The sequence below is a fragment of the Desulfocicer niacini genome, assembly GCF_054657595.1.
Genome location: NZ_BAAHYK010000003.1, coordinates 108766 through 127132, shown reverse-complemented (window position 1 = coordinate 127132; position 18367 = coordinate 108766). Strand labels below are relative to the sequence as shown.

Sequence of the window (18367 nt, the reverse complement as noted above, 5' to 3'; positions counted from 1 at the left end):
TGTACCTGTAACACGGGGACATGGGAGCATCAAAATCCAACTTTCTGATAAAATTGTTCTTCAAACAACCTGACACGTTTTATTCTCTGTGAACATAGAAATTTCCCATATAAAACATCCTCCAGAAGATTTTGCTTTTTCAAAATCTTTTGTTCCAGGAGAAAAAGAACTTCAATGGATTTATCACAGGAAGGGTAATTTTTATCATCAAGGAAAATTTTATCATTGCAATTAACAGGGATGATATTATTGATATCCACAAGTTTCAGCTCTCCTTGGCTTGTGAGAAGTAGATTGCCGTTGCCTGCAAGATCGGGAATAAATCCTTTATCCATGACCATATGCCGTGTCTTTTCAACAAAAGAGGTAATGGATTCAAACGCCTTGTTCACACTGCTTTTTTCCGGAGGCTCTCCGGGAAAATGTGTCTGGAAAAAAATTTCAAGGGGAGTTTCCTCATGGAGATACCATGGGTCCAGCACCGCTCCCTGGACATACTCCTGAAGCCCGCAAAGCAAAATCTCAGGCCCTCCGGGGCCATTATATTGAACAATAAATTCCTGGGAAACGGCAAGAAGCTCCGGTCCCAGCATTTTCAGGATCAGGGCATACTTACCCACTTCATCAAGCACCTGATCCAGTGAGGAAAAACGATTTCTCAATATTCGAAACATCCCACGGGGAACCGCCCGGGGGAACCATCGCATACCCGCTCTTATCTCCCCTTGTGTTTCCTTTAAAACATCCCCGGCATCAAGGACCTCAAAAATATGAGACCTTAACCCCTGCCGGAAATGCCTTCTGAAATGACAGGAAGTAACATTTCGAATAAAGTTCAAGGCCCGTACCTCCTCCCCGGCAAGAGCTCCGGCATCCCGTATGTCCATATCTGCGGGTATCAATTTAACTCAATCTCTTCTTTCAACATACAGCATGCAATGCGTTTGCAGGGAATACCATCTTCATTGTACGCAATATTTCCCGGTTGAATCATCTTATTCATGACACATCCTTCGGGGATGGTAAGACCAAACAGATCTGTTTCATTTATCTTACCCGTGGAAACAATGGCGTTGTCATCAATGGTGAAGCTGTGCAGGGCAAAATCCTCACAAAGGGGACAGCGATAGATACGTCCATTGGGAAAAATAAAATAGTTGTCCGCCACAAGTCCTGCGCACTGAAAGGCTTCTGTCTCATTTAAAAATACCCGGGGATAGGTCACAATAATTCCCTGCCTGGCCATGGCTTCGGCCGCATCCGGCACCACATCAAGCCATTGTTCCATGGACACCTGGAGGCCATCGTTGGTGTCCGCCGATTCCCCACGAATACCGATGACCTGGATAAAAAACCGTTCAAGCCCCCAGTCCTTAATCAAATCAGGCATCCGGTGAAGTTCGTGGATATTTTCCCCGCTCACCGTGTAAATCATGGAAGTGGAAAACCCGGCGGAAACCGCCTGCTTTAACCCTTTTATTACCTGTTCATGACAGCCTTCTCCTCGGATGGCATCGTTGGTGGCGGGGGTGGCCCCGTCCAGGGAAAAGCTGATGAAATCCACCTCATCGGGAGTCACTCTATTTAAAATATCATGGAACAGATAGCCGTTGGTATCAATGGTGATGGATTTAAATCCCAGACGTCTTGCCTCCTTCACTGCCAGGGAAAGATCCGGATGCAAGGTGGGTTCTCCCCCCAGAAAAATCACATTGATGTTTTCACACCGGTCGGCAAAAAGGTTGAGCCATTTTTTAATGGTATCAATGCCCAGGGTTTTTTCGCCATGCTCTTTTCGATTGATATAACAATGTTTACAGGACAGATTGCACTTGGTGAGCAGATGAAAAAAAAGATTGGAAGAATCCTTTGAAAAGGCTACTGTTTTCTTATTCATATCAATACGCTCCACAATGGGATTTTCTTATAACGATCATGTCGGCCTGCCGACACAACGAATAATAAAAATGGTATTATGCCGCCGCCGGGGGCTCTCTGCTGTCGGCATTTTCAGATAAACGGCCATGACTCAAAAATAAAACCCCTTGAATATTGAAATCCAAGAGGTTTTACATATTAAATAAATTTCATACTCGCAACGATATTACCCCATGCACTGTTTGGACAGATTGGGATCAAAAGCCACGGGATAACAACCGTCAAAACAGGCCTTGCAGAAGTTGTCTTCCGGGTTTTCCACTCCGCTTGCCTCCAGCATGCCCTCAATGCTGAGGTAATGCAAGGAGTCCAGTCCCAGAAATTTGGTTAATTCTTCTTCTGTCTTGGATGCGGCCACCAGTTCTCCCTTGGTGGAAAAATCAATGCCGTAATAGCAGGGGAATCGATGGGGGGGGCAGCTGATGCGCATGTGCACCTTTTTTGCACCAAGATTACGCAGTGCGGCCACACGGGTTTTGGCCGTTGTTCCCCGGATGATGGAGTCCTCAATGATAATGATTTCCTTGTTCCTTATCAACTCCCGCACCGGGTTGAGCTTCACCCGCACGGCAAAATCGCGCATGCCCTGGGTGGGCTGAATAAAGCTGCGGCCCACATAATGGTTCCGGATCATGGCCATTTCAAAGGGAATTCCCGATTCTTCGGCATACCCAATGGCAGAATAGTTTCCGGAATCGGGAAATGGCATGACCATATCGGCATCCACCGGTGCTTCCTGGGCCAGGCGTTTTCCATGGGCCTTTCTCATCTGATAAACGTTTTTCCCGTAAATGGTGCTGTCCGGACGTGCAAAATAGATGTATTCAAAAATGCACAGAGATTTTTTTTCAATGGGCGTTTCCGGCATGATACTGGTCACCCCGTCTTCATTAATGATAACGATTTCTCCGGGTTCCAGCTCCCTTACAAATTCTGCCTGGACCAGATCAAAGGCACAGGTTTCAGATGCCAGGATATAGTGTCCATTGAGCTTTCCCAAGGCCAGGGGACGAAAGCTGTTGGGGTCTTTTACACCGATGACCTCTCCCTTGCAGGTGAGCAGAATAAAGGAATAGGCACCTTGAATTTTGGCCACAGCCTTTTGAATGGCCGTCACCACATCCCCCTGTTTCAGGTTCTTAATGAACAGATGAAGAAAGACCTCACTGTCCATGGTGGTCTGAAAAATGGAACCACTTTCTTCCAGTTCTTCCTTTAAAATATGGGCATTGACCAGGTTGCCATTATGAGCCACAGCATAGGCCCTTCCCCGGTGCTGCACCACAAAGGGCTGTGCATTGGTCAGATTGGAATCTCCGGTGGTGGAATAGCGCACGTGACCGATGGCGCTGCCCCCACCGCCCTCGATATTTTTCAGCGTTTCTGTGTCAAAGATATCATGGACCAGGCCCATTCCCTTGTGAGAGAAAATTTTATCCTTTTCCCTGGCCACAGAAATTCCGGCACTTTCCTGCCCCCGATGCTGAAGTGCATAGAGTCCAAAATAAGTCAACTGGGCTGCTTCAGGATGCCTGTACAGACCAAATACCCCACATTCGTCTTTGGGTCTTTCGTTGTCAATTGTCATTAATTGCCGCCTTGCATATGATAGTCTTGAATCGCTTTGACCGTAAGGGGCTCTCTTTTGAGGGCCTTGATTGCCTTGCAGATGGCCTTGGCACCATCGGTGGTGGTTGCATAGGGAATCTTAAACCGAATGGCCGCCCGCCGGATTTCATACCCATCCCGTTTGGTCTGTCGGTTGGCACCGGTATTGAGAATTAGCTGAATCTCGCTGTTTTTCACGGCATCCACCACATGGGGACGACCGGTGGATACCTTTTCCACCACCTTGGCAGGTATGGAATGATCTTCCAGAAACATGGCTGTTCCTCGGGTGGCCAGAATCTTGAAACCCATATCATAAAAATCCCGGGCCAGGGGAAGTGCTGCCATCTTGTCACTGTCCTGAACACTGATGAACACATTGCCTTCAACGGGAAGATTCTGTCCAGCACCCAGTTGGGCTTTGGCCACAGCAGCTCCAAGGTCCGCGTCAATGCCCATGACCTCTCCAGTGGATTTCATTTCAGGTCCCAGAACAGGATCCACCTTGGCAAAGCGGTCAAAGGGCAATACTGCCTCTTTGACTGAATAATGGGAGGGAATCACCTGCTGGGTAAAGCCAAGATCCGCAAGGGATTTACCCAGCATCACCTTGGTGGCAAGTTTTGCCAGGGGAACCCCTGTAGCCTTGCTCACAAAAGGAACGGTACGGGATGCCCGGGGATTGACCTCGATAACATAGACTTTATCATCCATAATACCAAACTGGATGTTCATAAGGCCCACCACATTCAGCTCCCTGGCCAGGGCCTGAGTGGCCCGGGTCATCTCATCAATGTGTTCCTGGCCAATACTGTAAGGAGGCAGCACACAGGCGGAATCTCCAGAATGAATACCGGCCTCTTCAATGTGTTCCATCATGCCGCCAATGACGGTAATCTCTCCGTCTGATATGGCATCCACATCAAGTTCAAAGGCATCTTCCAGAAACTGGTCAATGAGAACGGGATGATCAGGAGACGCAGACACGGCAAGATCAAAATAGCCTTCAAGCTCCGCCGGATCAAACACGATCTTCATGGCCCGGCCCCCCAGCACAAAGGAAGGTCTCACCATGACGGGATAACCGATCTCTTCGGCAATCTTTTTTGCCTCTTCAAAATTAACGGCAATACCGTTGGCCGGCTGGGCAATGTCGAGCTTTTTGAGCATGGCCTGAAACAGATCTCTGTCCTCGGCCTTGTCAATGCTTTCCGGGGTGGTGCCGATGATGGGAACCCCGGCTTTTTTAAGGGCCGTTGCAAGATTAAGAGGCGTTTGCCCGCCGAACTGGACAATAACGCCGTCGGGTTTCTCCTTTTCCACAATATGGAGTACATCCTCCCGGGTCAGGGGTTCAAAATAGAGCTTGTCCGAGGTGTCATAGTCGGTACTCACCGTCTCAGGATTGCTGTTAACCATGATACTCTCCACACCCTCTTCCCGGAGGGCAAAGGATGCCTGGACACAGCAATAATCAAACTCAATGCCCTGACCGATGCGGTTGGGACCGCCACCAAGAATCATAACTTTTTTCCGATCCGACACCCTGGCTTCACACTCTTTTTCATAGGTGGAATAATAATAGGGGGTGGCTGCCCGGAACTCAGCGGCACAGGTATCCACAAGTTTGTACACCGGAACAATGCCCAATTTCTTACGCAATGTTTCTATCTTCTCCTCTGCAAGACCTGTCAGATGGGCCAACTGACGATCGGAAAAGCCCATGCGTTTGGCTTTTTCCAAAATTTCATGGGAAATATCTTTACCGGCAAGAATGATGCGTTTTTCAAACTCCACAATCTGCTTCATCTGGTACAGAAACCAGGGATCAATACCGGTGAGGGAATGGATGGTCTCCAGGGCCATGCCGTTTTCCATGGCATGCTTGATGAAAAACATACGCTGGGAATTTGGGGTGGCAAGCTTATACTCCAACTCCGTCTTGGAAACGGTTCCCGGAAGGGGGTCTTTCCCATCACCACCAAATCCGAATCGCCCGATCTCCAGGGATCTGATACCCTTTTGAAAGGCTTCTTTAAAGGTTCGACCGATGGCCATGGTCTCCCCCACGGATTTCATGGCCGTGGTCAAAATATCATCGGTTTCAGGAAACTTCTCAAAGGTCCATCTCGGGATTTTGATTACCACATAATCAATGGAGGGCTCAAAGCAGGCAAGGGTTTCACCGGTTATATCGTTTTCAATCTCGTCCAGGGTAAAACCCACGGCCAGTTTAGCGGCGATCTTTGCAATGGGAAACCCCGTGGCTTTGGAAGCAAGCGCCGAACTCCGGGACACCCGGGGGTTCATCTCCACAATGATCATTTCACCATCTTTGGGATTGATGGCAAACTGAACATTACTGCCCCCGGTGTCCACTCCGATCTCCTGCATGATGGCAATGGAAGCATCCCTTAGCATCTGATATTCTTTATCAGACAGGGTCTGGGCCGGTGCCACGGTGATGGAATCACCGGTGTGAACCCCCATGGCATCAATGTTTTCAATGGAGCAGATGATCACCACATTGCCCACACAGTCCCGCATGACCTCCAGCTCATATTCTTTCCAGCCCAACACCGATTCTTCCAGCATCACCTGGGTGATGAAGCTCGCATCCAGTCCACTTTTGGCCATGAGGGCCAGCTCTTCGGGGTTGTAGGCCACACCGCCACCGGTACCGCCCAGGGTGAAACTGGGGCGTACAATGATGGGAAAACCGATGTCGTCGGCCACTTTTTCCACCTCGTGCATATTGGTGGCAAATCCGCTTTTGGGAATTCTGAGACCGATTCTGTTCATGGCATCCCGGAACATCTCCCGGTCTTCGGCCTTGTTGATGGCTTCCACTGATGCGCCGATCATCTCCACGTTGTATTTTTCAAGCACCCCCATCTTGGCGGCTTCAATGGCGGTATTCAAGCCGGTCTGCCCACCCAGGGTGGGCAACAGTGCATCGGGCCGCTCCTTTTCAATGACCTTGGCCACGGTCTCCGGGGTCACAGGCTCAATGTACACCCTGTCTGCGGTATCGGGGTCCGTCATGATGGTGGCAGGATTGGAGTTGATCAGCACAACTTCATAGCCCTCTTCCTTCAGGGCTTTGCATGCCTGGGTACCTGAGTAATCAAACTCACAGGCCTGGCTGATGATGATGGGGCCTGCTCCAATAATGAGAATCTTTTTAATATCTGTACGTTTTGGCATTTTTACTTATCCATCATCTCGGCAAATTGGTTAAAAAGGTAGGCGGCATCATGGGGGCCGGGGGAGGCTTCGGGATGATACTGAACCGCAAAGGCCTTGAGGGAATCATTTTTAATGCCCTCCAGAGAATCCTCATTGAGATTGATGTGCGTCATGACCCCTTCACCCTGTCCCAGGGTAGTCAGATCCACAGCAAACCCGTGGTTCTGTGAGGTGATTTCCACCCGGCCCGTGGCAAAGTTCTTCACCGGTTGATTCCCCCCCCGGTGGCCGAATTTAATCTTGTGTGTCCTGGCACCCATGGCAAGCCCCAGAAGCTGCATGCCAAGGCAGATGCCAAACATGGGGCGGTACCCCAGAAGATCCCGGATGGTTTCAACGGCATAGGCAACAGGCTCAGGATCTCCCGGACCATTGGACAAAAAGATACCATCCGGTTCAAGAGACCGGATAACGGCGGCTGAGGTATCAGCGGGAAGGACAAGAACTTCACAGCCCGCTGTTTCAAGGCATCTAATAATATTGTATTTAATACCAAAATCAAGGGCCACCACGGAATGACGGTTTCCCCTGTGACGCCACATGGAAACATCCAGAAGGGTGCAGTCGTTTATGTAATCCGGTCGATTTTCCCGCCATAAATAGGGGGTTTTCGTGGTTACTTTGTCCACCAGATTGCACCCTTCCATGGGCGGTACCTGTTTTGCCTTTTCCACAAGGGAAACTGGATCCAGATCCGTGGTGGAGATCACTGCACGCATGGCACCGGCATTTCGGATATGTCGCGTCAAAGCCCTTGTATCAAGGTCTTCAATGCCCAGCACACCCTGTTTTTTAAGGTAATCTGCCAGGGTACCGGTGGATCGCCAGTTACTGGGGACATCCACATACTCCCGGACAATCAATGCCGCTGCCTGGATTCTGTCGGATTCCACATCTTCGGGACAAACCCCGTAGTTACCCATCATGGGGCAGGTCATGGTCACCATCTGTCCATGATAGGAGGGGTCTGTCAGAATCTCCTGATAGCCGGTCATGCTGGTGTTAAACACAACCTCGCCCCGGGCCTCCCCCAAACCTGTAAAACTGCGACAGGGAAATGTCCTGCCATCCTCAAGAGCCAATAACGCTTTCATAATCCTTAGTTTCCACTTGTCTTTTTTATAAGAAAATCCCTATAAATCAGGAGGATTTTCAATCTCTGTTGTGTCCGTCAGGACATGGTTGTTTATCAAAAAAATATAATTTTCATGCCCGGCACGACATGCTGTAGTTTAAAAAAAGCCTGCCGTGCCGACCATGGATCACAGGGGTGAATTGGGCACCAGGTTCCAGATACCGCAGGGACAGGCCCCAGCACAGAAACCACACCCGATGCATTGCTCCGGGTCCACCTTATATTCAAAGAATCCCGCTGCGTCTTCCACCCGTTCAATGGCCGCCTCGGGGCAGACATTTACGCAAATGCTGCAATCCCTGCAGCGACCGCAGGAGGCGCATTCTTCCCCACACTGGTGAAGGGAATCATAGGATTTCAGACGGGGATTGAAATATTCCAGGGAAACCCTGTTCTTATCTATTTCCGGCCGGATATCCATGGGCAGAGGGGAGGTACCCGAAATAATGTTGTCAATGACTTCGGCCACCCGTTTACCATCCCCAATGGCATTGGTGATGAGCCCCGGTCCCACAATGTCGCCAATGGCAAATATGGCGTCATCCGAGGTCTGATTCAGGCTATTCACCGAAACGAATCCGTTTCTTGTGGCAATGTCCGCTCCCAGAAAACGGGTATCCGGGGCATCCCCGATGGATACCACAACCGTATCGGCCTCAAGCAGTTCTCCATCGTCCAGAAGCACGCCCTTATCTGTGATCTCTTTGGTAAAACAGGGCCAATGAAAGGTGGCACCCACGGCTTCGGCATCCTCTTTTTCTTTTCCAAATGCCGCCGGTTTCTGCACATCAATGAGAGTAATGATTTGTGCCCCCAGGCGATGGGCTTCGGTGGCAACGTCACACCCCACATTACCGGCACCGATGATCACCATCTTATGGCCGGGAGAGATCGCGTCGGTCTTGGCCGCCGCTAGAAAATCATTGGCTGAAACGGCAAACTCTATGCCGGGAACAGGCAGCATCCGGGGTTTTCTGGCACCGGCGGCCACCACCACATAATCAAATTCTTTCTTGATTTTCTTAAAACTCTTGGCCGTAATTTTCTGCTCCAGACGGATATCACCAATGAGTTGTTTCACCCGATCCAGCTCATTTTCAAGGGTTTGCCGTGGTATCCGGGAATCTGGAATCACCGAGGCTATTTTCCCGCCGATGGCATCGGATTCATCCATCAATGCAACCTCATGCCCCTTAAGGGTTAAATGCCAGGCCGCAGAGATGCCCCCCGGACCAGCCCCAATGACGGCAACCTTTTTCCCCGAGGATGCTGCGATTTCAGGCAGCTGTGTATTTTCACCGGCCTGTCCCAGCAACCGGACATTCACAGGGGTCATGTACTGCAGATTTTTCGTGCAGGAAGCCATGCAGGGGCTGGGGCACAAATATCCGCACACCGTGGCCGGAAACGGCGTATATTTCAAGCCCATGGATACGGCTTCGTCCATGAGACCGTTGCGAATGAGATGCCAACGGTCCTGAACAGGAATTCCGGTGGGGCAATTGGCCTGGCAGGGAGCTTTGTACACGGCATGTTCCCACACCGGCACCATACGCCGCAGTTCCCCTTTGGTGATCAAAGGAATGGTTCCCCGGTCCAGCTGCTGCAGATCGCCAATGAGCCCTCCCCTACCCAGTTCCCTGTCCCAGACATCCTGGCGGAAGGCGGCCATGGAAGAAAGGCCGGGCCCCGTCATTTTATCCATGGGGCTTCTGGCCTTTAAAATCTGCCATTCGGATCGTTTGGAAAGGCTGTCAAACAAGGCGGTTTTTCCCACCTTATCCAGAAAAGCACCCAGATTCAGATAAAGCCAGTCCCACTCTTCATCTGAAATGGTCAGCAATCTGGCATCCTTCTGGCTGTAATCCGAACCATCCCCCCGGAAAAAAACCTTGCCGCCCACCATACCCACCAACGGGCGATAGCCCAGGGTGTTTTCGTGGGATTGTTTATCAAACCCGCACACAACAGCAATACCACCGGCCATGAACTCTCCGAAGTAATCGCCACAGGAACCCAACACCCACAGTTCCGGCGGATCAAACCGGGGGTTGTGCTTGGTCATGGTCATGCCCCTGGCGCCGATATTTCCGCCAATGAACACCTTGCCCTGGGCGGCACCGTTCATGACACCATTGGAGGCATTGCCATGTACCGTGATCTGGGCACCGGCATTGAGCCAGCCCACATCGTCGGACACCGGCCCCAGAATCTCAATTTCCGTATTCGGGCACCCCAGTGAACCGGCGCGCTGGCCCGCCTGGCCCCTGATTCTGATTTTTATGATGTCACTGCCTTCCTGCCAGAGCCTTCCACCAATACCGTGTTGCCCGAAGGCATCCACCTCTATGGCCCGGTGGCCCTGTTTGACTTCCTTTTGAATCATCTCTTCAAGGATGCGGGAAGGAATTCTTTTTTCATCGTCCCTGCCGGAAACGACTTTATATTTTATCTTTTTCATATCTTCACCTCCTAAACCACATACTTGATATTGAGACGCTGGGCCGCTTCATAATTGTTGATGCCAAGGGCATCGGACATGCCGATGGGAAGGGATGTGGAGCGTCCCAGGGGTGCAACAATTTTTTTGAGCTCAATATCAAAGGAGACAAAGAGGTCCACGATGCGCTGGGCCACCTTTTCCGGATCAAGACGTCTGTAAAGTCTGGGGTCCTGAGAGGTGATGCCCTTGGGGCAGATACCCAAGTTACAGACATTGCAACGATCACGCTCGGTTCCCACGCATCCGGCAGCGGCCTGCATCACATATTTACCGATCTGAACACCACTGGCGCCCAACATGATCAGGGCCGCCGCATTGGCCGCAATATTGCCGTTTTTGCCAATCCCGCCACCGGCAAACAGCGGAATCTCATTTTGCTTGCCGATCTTCACCAGATTGAGATAATTGTCCCGAAGGCAGGAAGCTATGGGGTGTCCCATGTGGTCCATGGACACGGAATAGGCGGCTCCGGTGCCCCCGTCCTCGCCGTCAATGGCCAAGCCCGAGGCATAATCGTTGCGGGTGAGGTTATTTAACACGGCAAGAGAGGTGGAGGATGCGGATATCTTGGGATACACCGGCACCCGGAATCCCCACGCCATGGACATAGACATGATCATCTTGGCCACGGACTCCTCAATGGAGTACTGGGTCTGGTGCGTGGGGGGACTTGGCAGACTGATGCCCTGGGGAACTCCCCGGATGGCGGCAATGAGCTTGTTCACCTTGTGCCACATGAGAAGCCCGCCGTCACCAGGTTTTGCCCCCTGGCCATACTTGATCTCAATGGCGCAGGGGTCTTCTTTCATGTGGGGAATGGCATGGATGATTTCATCCCAGCCAAAGTACCCCGAGGCAATCTGAAGAATCACATACTTTAGAAAACGGCTCTTGAGCAGCCGGGGCGGACACCCGCCTTCACCGGTGGAAATGCGAACGGGCATGCCAAGCTCTTCGTTGAGGTATGCCACCCCCATCTGCAGTCCCTCCCACATGGTGGGGGAAAGAGCCCCAAAGGACATGCCGCCGATGATAAGGGGGTAGATTTCCCGCACCGGTGGAATCCACCCTTTGTTTTTCAGGCGCTGCATGTTCTCTTTCGGGGGTAGAATCCGGCCAAGCAGGGTTCTGAGCTCAAACTCATGACGTCCGGCATCAAGGGCGGGGTCGGTGAGCATGGAAATTCTGATGAATTTTATCTGATCCAAAATGGATTCGGTGCTGTTTCTACGTCCCCCGCGGGTTCGGGGCTCACCATTCTGATTTCTGTGGAACTTGAAGCGTTCCGTACCGGGATTTCTTTCCGGCGCAATGGCATCGTTGGGACAAACCATGGAGCACATGGCGCAGCCGATGCACGCCTCCTCAATGGAGGTTTTTTGTTTAATACCATACCAGGTTTCAAACCCGGACAATTTTCTTGCAGCCGGGTCCAGGGAGGTATCCAGGTTTCTTTTTCTGAAAACATCAAGCTTTATGGCCTGCACAGGGCAGACAGCGGTACATTGACCGCACAGGGTACACCGGTCCTTTTTCCAGTTGATCCGCCAGGGCAGATCGCTGAGGCTTAGAGAGGAAGGCGTAATGGTTCTGTTTGACGACATATTTTTATCTCCTGACGATCGGGGCCGACAATGGCGGTATCAAGGTGCATGGGTTGAAGGTCTTTACTTTTATCCCGGTCCGGAATCACGGCATCCAGGCCGCAGATTTCCGAAGAAAAGGCAAAGAAACCGGGCCTGCCCCCCACAACACCGGGCCGTAACTTTTTTCTGTCCTGGGCCATAAAAAGGGTGTTGTCGGGCAGTGTTCCGATGACGCAATTGGGGCCATCAATGATCAGCTGTCGGCATGTTTTTTTAAGATGTTTCAAGAACTCCGTGTCGGCATGGGCATCGATGCCTTTGTCCTGCAGGGGCGTAATGACATGCTTGTAGGCATCCAGACCAAGACCAAGACCCTGCATGGTGTAATGAAGGATATGGGCAAACACCTCGGAATCGGACTGATACCCCATGTAGCCGGGGAAATCCCGAGTGGAAAGGAAATCACGGATGGGAATAAAAGCTGTATTTTCACCATTGGTCATAGTGGAAAATCCCTCAATGAAAAAGGGATGACAGGCATAGAGGTTAATGGCGTAATTGGTGTTCTGACGTCCCTGGGCCATGATGGTCCTTGCCTTGAGATCCTTTCTGTCAAGCCCCAGGTACCGGGCGATCTGCATGGGATCACCCAGCTCTTTTATCATGATGGTGTCCGGCCAGAAGGAGTAGACGATCATGTCTTTTCTCTCCTCCCCCATTTCACGGATTTTCAAACGCATGTTCATAAGGCGCAGGGCAAGTTCCGTCTTGTCAAAGAGTTCCCATGATTCAGGATACTCATAGGCCCTGATGAGGTATACCCCCCGTTTCGGGGTTCCCTCAAGGGGTTGTTTGGGGATCTTGATGTTCATCTTGTATTTGGTCATGAACCCATTATCCATCATGAACAAATCCAGCTTTCGTATACCCTCTTCACTGAAAATACCCGACAGGATAGGTGCATCCTTCATCTCTTCAAAAGGGCCCCCAAGATCTCGAAGTAGAATCCCCACGCCTGATCCATCATGCCCCTCTTTCATTACATTAAGGGCTTTTATGGCAACCATGGGAGATACGGGCTCTTTGCTTGTAAGTGCAAACAAACGGCACATTCTCTTTTTCTCCTTGTTATTTTCACATGTTTGAGCGATATATAAGCTGTTAAATATAAGCAATTTTTGATTTTTTTTCAATCAATTTCTTCCCCAACGCTTTCTGTTGGTGAATTTACGTGGGGTCAACCTTGGATTCCTGCATTGAACAGGCAGCTGCTTTAAAACAATCACTTGAGACATCCTTGAAGGCGCATCACCTTGCCCTTCCCGGGGAACCACAGTTTTTAAAGGAGCTGGATACTGTCCTTATGTTCAGCCGCTTCATTGCCACCACCCTAACGCAAACGCCTGCCCTTTTAACGAATCTTTTTCATTCCGGAGACCTTCAGCGCCCCTACCCTGCCAACACATATAATACAAATCTGCGATATGCCATTGAAAATGCAGAAGAATCAGACAGTCTCCAAAGCATTTTAAGCCACCTGAGAATGCGTGAAATGGTACGCATTGCCTGGCGAGACATCAATAACACCGCTGCCTTTGAAGAAACCCTTGCCGATCTTTCCGCCCTTGCCGATGCCTGTGTGCAAAAAGCCATGGATCATTTATATGAAACTCTGTGTGCCATCCATGGCGTTCCTGTGGACAACAACGGTATCCCCCAGAAAATCATCGTCCTTGGCATGGGTAAACTCGGGGCCGGGGAGCTCAATTTTTCTTCGGACATTGATCTGATATTTGCCTTTCCCCAGGAAGGCCGCATGAAAAATGCCGTTAGAATGCAAACCTGTGAACTGTTTTTCACAAAACTGTGCCGAGAGTTCCTGGCAATATTTAACACGGCTGCCAGCGGCCAACCCATTTTCAGAGTGGATACCCGGTTAAGACCCTTTGGGGAAAATGGTCCCCTGGTGATGAACTCTGATGCCATGGAGATCTATTACCAGACCCAGGGCCGGGAGTGGGAACGATATGCCCTGATCAAGGCCCGCCCCATGGCAGGGGATCTTCGTGCAGGGCAGGCACTCCTCAATCGACTGAAACCCTTTGTATTTCGGAGATATCTTGATTATGGCACATTTGATGCTTTCCGGGACATGAAAAGACGAATCACCATGCAGGTCCGGGACAAGCACCTCAAAAACAATATAAAGCTGGGAGCCGGGGGCATAAGGGAAATTGAATTTTTCGGACAGCTCTTTCAGCTTATCCGGGGAGGGGTCGCCCCCCAACTACAGGAAAAAAAGATCTTAAAGGTGCTGGAACTCCTTGTGGAAGAACGTCTCATTGATGACAAAACGGCCCGGGACCTTAAAAGCGCCTACATGTTTTTGCGCACCGTGGAACATAGACTCCAGGAATATGACGACCGCCAGACCCATGACATCCCCGAAGATGAAACCGCAAGATACCGCCTGGCCCGGGCCATGGGTTTTGACATCTGGACAACCTTTAAAGCAGAACTGGACCATCACATGGGCACCGTCCATGTTCATTTCAACCGCCTGCTGGTTTCCAGGGAAAATGGGAAAAAAGAGATCAGGACAGACGATTCCTTTATATATCTGTGGGAAAATATTAATGATCCCCAGTCTGAGATACAACATCATCCCCTGCCGGGATATAACACACCGGAAAAAGTCATTGAGCTGTTAAAATCCCTTGCCGAACACCCCAACACCTGCAAATTGACCCATACCGGAAGACGCAGACTCAATGACCTGATTCCTCTGATCACCCGCATTGCAGGGGAATATCCAAATGGGGAAATCCTCCTTCTCCGGCTCATATCCCTGATCACCGCCATAGAGCGACGCACCTGCTATCTTTCCCTGCTCCTTGAAAATCCATCCGTCATTACCACCCTGGCCACCCTGGCCTCCAAAAGCCCCTGGATCATCTCTTTTCTTTCACGGCATCCGGCCCTGCTCGATGAACTCCTTGATCCCAAAGCACTTTACCGACCACCGGACCGGGAATTTCTGGAAAAAGATCTGGCCCACCGCATGGCCTCAATTCCCCCGGAAGATTTTGAATTTCAACTGGAGGAGCTTTGCATCTTTAAACAGAGCAGCACCCTCAGGGTGGCAGCGGCAGATGTCAGCGGGGACTATCCTTTAATGAAGGTAAGTGATGCCCTCACCGACATTGCTGAAACGGTTCTGAGACGAGTTCTTCTCATTGCCTGGCAACAGACGGCAAAAAGATATGGACATCCATCGGGGATAACCGCTTCCCCGGATTCCACACCGGGATTTGCCGCCATTGCCTATGGAAAGCTGGGGGGAATCGAACTGGGATACAAATCGGATCTTGATATGGTTTTCATTCATGGTGCCTCTGAAGGCAGCACCACAGAGGGGACGCGCAGCATCGAAAACATGCGATTCTACAGCCTGCTGGGCCAGCGAATCATCAATATGCTCACCGTGCATACCCCGGCGGGAACCCTTTATGAGCCTGACATGCGCCTTCGGCCCAGCGGTCAGTCCGGAATGATTGTCAGCCACATTGATTCCTTCCGGGAGTACATGGAAACACAAGCCTGGACCTGGGAACATCAGGCCATTATCCGGGCCCGTCCGGTGGCAGGGGATCCCCTTCTGCAGGAACAGTTCAACAAGATCCGCCAAGGGGTAATCATGCGGCAACGTAACCCCCAAACCCTGCAACAGGAAATCCGGGCCATGCGCCAGCGCATGGCAGCCCAATCCCCCGGTGATTTATCCCGAACCAATGACATTAAACAGGGAAAGGGCGGCATTGTGGACATCGAATTCCTGGTGCAGTTTCTGACCTTGAATCACGCCTGGCAACACCCTGCCCTGACCCGATGGACAGACAATATCCGTTTGATTGAAACCCTTGAAAAAGAACTTATATTGACCGGCGATCAGGCAAAACTGCTGAAAAAAACTTATATTGCCCTTCGCAAAACCCTTCACCGGCTTGACCTCCAAGAAAAAAAGGAGCGGCGCCAGCCCGATGGTCTCCAGTCCCAGGCCCAGGCCGTGTCTGATCTGTTTGAACAATTTCTTCATGATTGATAATAATACCCTTCAGCCCCCGTCACCCCGTGTGAGCAGTGCTTTGACACGCCATGGTCACGTTTTTTTTGGGGTTGGCCATAAAATCGGCCACTCTGGGGATGAGTCATACCCCCATTTTCGTACAACCTGATGGGGTTAGTCATCGAATAACAAGGAGCATTTAAGAATGACCAAAACAACCTGGGATACCCCCTTCTGGCCTAAGGGAGTACCCCATACCATATCTGATTATCACCTGCCTCTATACCGCATTTTGGACCATGCGGCAGTCAAATATCCCCAACATACATTTACCCTGTTCCAGGGAAAGAGCAGAACCTATGCCCAGGTAAAAGACACGGCAAACAGAGTTGCCAATTTTCTGGCCCGGTACGGCATTAAAAAGGCAGATCGCGTCGCACTGTTTCTACCCAATATTCCCCAGTTTCCCGAGATTTTTTTTGGTATACTAAAAGCAGGTGCCGTTTGCGTAAACTGCAACCCCATGTATACGGCATCGGAACTCAACCACCAGCTGAGCGACTCCGGAGCAAGGGTGATCTTCTGTATGGAGCACCCTTCTTTGTATGACAAAACCGTCACGGCCATAGCAGACACAGAGGTTAAAACCATAGTAACATGCAACATCTCTTCTTACCTGCCCGCCGGCCTGGCCTTCATGGGCCGTATGCTTAACAAACTCCCCAGAATAAAACATCTAGCCGGGCATTTAAAATTTGATGACATTGTGGCAGAGGCTGCCCCCACCCCACCGATGGTAACCATCGACCCGGAAAAAGACACAGCGGTAATGCTCTACACCGGCGGCACCACCGGTGTTCCCAAGGCTGCGGAACTGACCCATGCCAATTTGATCTATAACTTAAAGGCGGCCCACGCCTATTTTCGCATGGTGCATGAACCCGGTGAACCCCCGGAACCCTTTCGCCCCGGGGGAGCACATACTACTCTTGGGGTACTGCCTTGGTATCACAGCTTTGGACTGACAGGAGCCCTGCTTTTAACCGCATTCACCGGCAACCGGATCCTGTGCATTCCTGATCCCCGGTCCGGAAAACCGCCCTTCACAGATGTCCTTAAAACCATTGCAAAGTTTAAACCCACTTACATGGCTACAGTTCCCACGTTGTTTGTGGCCTTTAACACCCATCCCCGATTAAAAAAATACGATCTTTCTTCCATCAAAGGATGTCTGTCTGCAGGTGCACCGCTACCCCCCGAGGTATGCCAGCAATTTGAAGAAAAAACCGGTGCCATTATTTTTGAGGCCTATGGACTAACCGAAACCGCCCCTTGTGTCTGTGCCAATCCCTCAATAAAAGAAACCCGGAAAATCGGCACCGTTGGTTTTCCCCTGCCCGGAACCCAGGTTAAAATTGTTGACGTGGATACCGGCACAACGATTCTCCCACCGGGGGAAGAAGGAGAGCTTGCCGTGTGTGGTCCACAGGTAATGAAAGGATACTGGAAAAAGCCCCAGGCCGATGCCGAAGCTTTCAGAATTTTGGATGGTAAAAAATTTTTTCTCACCGGTGACATCGCAGAAATTGACCAAGAGGGTTATCTTTCCATAACCGATCGCAAAAAAGACATGATTCTTGTCAGTGGATTCAATGTCTACCCAAGAGAAGTAGAGGATATTCTTTACACCCATCCTGCTGTGGCCCTTGTTGCAGTGGTGGGTATTCCCGACGAAACCAGAGGAACAACGGTGAAGGCATTTATTAAACTCAAACCGGATCACCCCCTTACCGAAAAAGACGTCATCGCATTTTGCAGGGAAAAAATGACCGGATATAAAAGGCCCAGAAGAGTTGAATTCGTTGAAGAAATCCCGATATCCAGTGTGGGAAAAGTACTGAGATGAGTACTGCGGAATGAGATGACAAGCCAGAAATCCCAGTAATGGAAAAAACGAGATTGGGGGCGTGATCACAACATAAGGGTGGGGTCAGGCTTGCGTTATTGACACTTTTGTTGGAATATGCCTTGAAACACAAATAATTGTCAAAAACACAAATCTGACCCCGTCGACCCGCCAACAATGACGAGTAGCCCAAGTTATGACCAAGCCCGAGATTGATAACAACCTCGTAAGGGCCAATTCTTATAAACGTTACTATTCGGTGCCGGATGGCCTCGGAATATGTCCGGGGCTGAAAAACATAAAAATCTATGGATTTAAATAAATACTTTCTTTAAATTGCATAATACATTAATTTTAAAAACCCAAATTAACATAT

General features: G+C 50.4%; 10 protein-coding genes. 2 read left to right on the top strand and 8 right to left on the bottom strand.

The window, feature by feature from the left end:
* Positions 1–29: 29 nt before the first annotated feature.
* From ACYQ2M_RS02450 to ACYQ2M_RS02415, 8 genes are all read right to left on the bottom strand, one after another.
* Positions 30–902: a hypothetical protein gene (locus ACYQ2M_RS02450; protein ID WP_459914723.1), complete on the bottom strand. Its 873-nt coding sequence runs from the start codon at positions 900–902 to the stop codon at positions 30–32.
* Positions 899–1897, bottom strand: coding sequence for a radical SAM protein (locus tag ACYQ2M_RS02445; RefSeq protein WP_459914722.1), 999 nt, complete (start codon positions 1895–1897; stop codon positions 899–901). The genes ACYQ2M_RS02450 and ACYQ2M_RS02445 overlap by 4 nt, the downstream gene beginning before the upstream one ends.
* A 207-nt stretch (positions 1898–2104) precedes the next feature.
* Positions 2105–3526 carry an amidophosphoribosyltransferase gene (gene purF / locus ACYQ2M_RS02440; protein WP_459914721.1) on the bottom strand — a complete coding sequence of 474 codons (1422 nt, stop codon included), beginning with the start codon at positions 3524–3526 and terminating at the stop codon, positions 2105–2107.
* The gene (carB, locus tag ACYQ2M_RS02435; RefSeq protein ID WP_459914720.1) at positions 3526–6753 is read right to left on the bottom strand and encodes a carbamoyl-phosphate synthase large subunit; all 3228 of its coding nucleotides are present in this window, start codon (positions 6751–6753) and stop codon (positions 3526–3528) included. The genes purF and carB overlap by 1 nt, the downstream gene beginning before the upstream one ends.
* A gap of 2 nt (positions 6754–6755) precedes the next feature.
* Positions 6756–7889: a glutamine-hydrolyzing carbamoyl-phosphate synthase small subunit gene (gene carA, locus ACYQ2M_RS02430; protein ID WP_459914719.1), complete on the bottom strand. Its 1134-nt coding sequence runs from the start codon at positions 7887–7889 to the stop codon at positions 6756–6758.
* Between the two features lie 168 nt (positions 7890–8057).
* On the bottom strand, positions 8058–10391 hold the full coding sequence (locus ACYQ2M_RS02425) for an FAD-dependent oxidoreductase (RefSeq protein ID WP_459914718.1): 2334 nt from the start codon (positions 10389–10391) through the stop codon (positions 8058–8060).
* 11 nt (positions 10392–10402) lie between these two features.
* On the bottom strand, positions 10403–12037 hold the full coding sequence (locus ACYQ2M_RS02420; RefSeq protein ID WP_459914717.1) for a glutamate synthase-related protein: 1635 nt from the start codon (positions 12035–12037) through the stop codon (positions 10403–10405).
* Positions 12001–13131 carry a class II glutamine amidotransferase domain-containing protein gene (locus ACYQ2M_RS02415; protein ID WP_459914716.1) on the bottom strand — a complete coding sequence of 377 codons (1131 nt, stop codon included), beginning with the start codon at positions 13129–13131 and terminating at the stop codon, positions 12001–12003. Before ACYQ2M_RS02415 ends, ACYQ2M_RS02420 begins: the two co-directional genes overlap by 37 nt.
* Before the next feature lie 131 nt (positions 13132–13262).
* Between ACYQ2M_RS02415 and glnE the strand changes: the two genes are divergently transcribed.
* Both glnE and ACYQ2M_RS02405 read left to right on the top strand, forming a co-directional pair.
* A complete protein-coding gene (glnE, locus tag ACYQ2M_RS02410) occupies positions 13263–16121 on the top strand; it encodes a bifunctional [glutamate--ammonia ligase]-adenylyl-L-tyrosine phosphorylase/[glutamate--ammonia-ligase] adenylyltransferase (protein WP_459914715.1) in 2859 nt (952 codons plus the stop codon).
* A gap of 169 nt (positions 16122–16290) precedes the next feature.
* On the top strand, positions 16291–17991 hold the full coding sequence (locus ACYQ2M_RS02405) for a long-chain-fatty-acid--CoA ligase (protein WP_459914714.1): 1701 nt from the start codon (positions 16291–16293) through the stop codon (positions 17989–17991).
* Positions 17992–18367: the final 376 nt, after the last annotated feature.

What these genes read in the sequence shown, in the direction of transcription:
- ACYQ2M_RS02445 (WP_459914722.1), bottom strand. Translation starts at nt 1,897, where the DNA reads ATGAATAAGAAAACAGTAGCCTTTTCAAAGGATTCTTCCAATCTTTTT.
- purF (WP_459914721.1), bottom strand. Translation starts at nt 3,526, where the DNA reads ATGACAATTGACAACGAAAGACCCAAAGACGAATGTGGGGTATTTGGT.
- carB (WP_459914720.1), bottom strand. Translation starts at nt 6,753, where the DNA reads ATGCCAAAACGTACAGATATTAAAAAGATTCTCATTATTGGAGCAGGC.
- carA (WP_459914719.1), bottom strand. Translation starts at nt 7,889, where the DNA reads ATGAAAGCGTTATTGGCTCTTGAGGATGGCAGGACATTTCCCTGTCGC.
- ACYQ2M_RS02425 (WP_459914718.1), bottom strand. Translation starts at nt 10,391, where the DNA reads ATGAAAAAGATAAAATATAAAGTCGTTTCCGGCAGGGACGATGAAAAA.
- ACYQ2M_RS02420 (WP_459914717.1), bottom strand. Translation starts at nt 12,037, where the DNA reads ATGTCGTCAAACAGAACCATTACGCCTTCCTCTCTAAGCCTCAGCGAT.
- ACYQ2M_RS02415 (WP_459914716.1), bottom strand. Translation starts at nt 13,131, where the DNA reads ATGTGCCGTTTGTTTGCACTTACAAGCAAAGAGCCCGTATCTCCCATG.
- ACYQ2M_RS02405 (WP_459914714.1), top strand. Translation starts at nt 16,291, where the DNA reads ATGACCAAAACAACCTGGGATACCCCCTTCTGGCCTAAGGGAGTACCC.